This window comes from Streptomyces sp. SID11385, assembly GCF_010548245.1.
GTDB lineage: Bacteria > Actinomycetota > Actinomycetes > Streptomycetales > Streptomycetaceae > Streptomyces.
The window spans coordinates 1-2,299 of the sequence record NZ_JAAGLR010000195.1; the positions used below are offsets into that span (position 1 = coordinate 1).

The following is a 2,299-nucleotide window of genomic DNA, read 5'->3' on the forward strand; positions in this document are numbered from 1 at the left end:
GCCCGCGGCCCCCTCTCCGCCCGGGTCCGCACCGCGCTGACCGCGCCCGCGGTCCCGGTCGTGGACACGGCGGGGGCGGCGACGGCGGACCCGTACGGCGAGGACCTGCACCTCGCGCTCCACACGCTGTACGAGCTGCACTACCGGGGCTTCGCCGGAGTGCCCGAGGACCACGAGTGGCACCCCGCGCTGATGCCGCTGCGGCGGGCGCTGGAGGAGCGCTTCCTCGGCGCGCTGCGCGCCGACGTGCCCGGCCGCCGGGACGCCGGCGAGGTCTTCGACGCACTGCTCGTGGAACCGGCCGAGCACAGCGGGAGCGTCGCGTACCACCTCGAACACGAGGGCACGAAGGAGCAATTGCGCGAGTACGCGGCGCTGCGCTCGCTCTACCACCTCAAGGAGGCCGACCCGCACGCCTGGGTGATCCCCCGGCTGACCGGCCGGGCCAAGGCGGGGATGGTCGCGATCGAGTACGACGAGTACGGGGCGGGACGGGCCGAGCACGTGCACGCGCGGCTCTTCGCCGGCCTCATGGCGGACCTCGGCCTGGAGACGCGGTACGGGCACTACGTGGACGCGGCCCCCGCCCCCGCGCTCGCCGTCGTCAACATGATGACGCTCTTCGGCCTGCGCCGTGCGCTGCGCGGCGCGCTCGTCGGCCACTTCGCCTGCGTCGAGGTCACGTCCTCGCCCGGCTCCCGCCGCCTCGCCGCCGCGATGCGCCGCACGCAGGCGGGCCCGGCGGCCGAGCACTTCTACGCCGAGCACGTCGAGGCGGACGCGGTGCACGAGCAGGTCGTGCGCCGCGAGGTGATCGGCGGCCTCCTCGCGGACGAACCGCACCTGGAGGCCGACGTGGCCTTCGGCGCGGAGGCGACCACGTACCTGGAGGACCGCTTGGCGGCCCACCTGCTGGGGGCGTGGCGGGAGGGGCGCTCGGCGCTCAGGGAGGCCCGGGGCGGGCGCTGACGTACCTCCGGCGGGCGCGGGCGAATCCCGGCAGGCGCTGACGTACGTCCGGCGGGCGCTCGCGCATCCCCGGCGCGCGCTCGCCAACCCCCCGGGGACGGGCGGCGGACGGAACCCAACGGAACCGAGACGACGGGAGCCCTCATGGCGGTCCGGCACAAACTGATCGAGCGTCCCAGGGACGAGGTGTGGGCGGTCCTCGCGGACAGCGCGCGCTACGGCGACTGGGTCGTGGGCACCGACAGGTCCTGGGCCCAGCAGGGGCAGTGGCCCGAGGAGGGCGCGAGCCTCGGGTACACGGTGCGGCTCTGCGGCCGGACGCTGTCGGGGCACACGCACGTACGGCGCTGCGAGCCGCCCGCGATCCTGGAGCTCGAAGTGGACAGCGGGCCGCTCGGGACCGCCCGTATCGCCCTCGACCTGCGGGAGTGGGGCGGGGACACCCTCGTCCTCCTCGACGAGCACCCCCTGCGCGGGCCGGCCGGGCTCCTGCACAACCCGCTGGCGGACGCGCTGGGCCAGTTGCGCAACCGCCTCATGCTGTCGCGGCTCGCCAAGACCGTGGCGGCCGCATCCCCGCGCGAGGAAGGGGCGGACTGATGCCGGACGCGGTGGTGATCGGCGCGGGTCCCAACGGGCTCGTCGCGGCGAACGTGCTCGCGGACGCCGGGTGGGCCGTGGAGGTCCTGGAGGCGAACGCGGAGCCGGGCGGCGCCGTCCGCTCGGACCGCGGCGTCGACCCCGCCTTCGTCTCCGACCTCGGCAGCTCCTTCTACCCGCTGGCCGCCGCCTCGCCGGTCCTCGCCGGTCTCGGCCTGGAGCGGTACGGGCTGCGCTGGAGCCACGCCCCGCGCGTGCTCGCGCATCCCTTCCCCGACGGGAGTTGCGCCGTCCTGGAGCGGCGGCCCGAGGACACGGCCGCGGCGATGGAGGCGGCGGCCCCGGGCGACGGCGAGGCGTGGCTCGGCCTGTACCGGACGTGGGAGCGGGTCGGTCCCGCTCTCGTCGGCGCGCTGTTCACGCCGTTCCCGCCAGTGCGCGAGGGGCTGCGGCTCACGCGGCTGGTGCGGGCGGGCGGGGGGCTCAGGCTCGCGCGCTCGCTCGTGCTGCCGGTGCGGCGGCTCGGCGAGGAGGAGTTCCGGGGCGCGGCGGGCCGGGTGCTGCTCGCGGGCAACGCGCTGCACGCCGATCTGGCCCCGGAGGCAGCGGGCAGCGGCGGGTACGGCTGGCTCATGTCGATGCTGGGCCAGACCTACGGTTTCCCGGTCCCGGTGGGCGGGGCGGGCGCGCTCACGGCGGCGCTGGTGCGGCGGCTGGAGGCGCGCGGCGG

Annotated in this window: 3 protein-coding genes; all 3 read left to right on the forward strand. The window is 76.6% G+C overall.

Features of this window, described 5'->3' with window-relative positions:
* A partial coding sequence (locus G3I42_RS06230) for an iron-containing redox enzyme family protein (protein ID WP_239096292.1) occupies nucleotides 1–969 on the forward strand: 969 nt, incomplete at its 5' end.
* A 144-nt stretch (nucleotides 970–1,113) separates the two neighbouring features.
* Nucleotides 1,114–1,569 carry an SRPBCC family protein gene (locus G3I42_RS06235; RefSeq protein ID WP_164283142.1) on the forward strand — a complete coding sequence of 152 codons (456 nt, stop codon included), beginning with the start codon at nucleotides 1,114–1,116 and terminating at the stop codon, nucleotides 1,567–1,569.
* Nucleotides 1,569–2,299 (forward strand): NAD(P)/FAD-dependent oxidoreductase (locus G3I42_RS06240; RefSeq protein WP_164283144.1); only part of this gene is annotated, 731 nt, incomplete at its 3' end. The genes G3I42_RS06235 and G3I42_RS06240, both read left to right, overlap by 1 nt.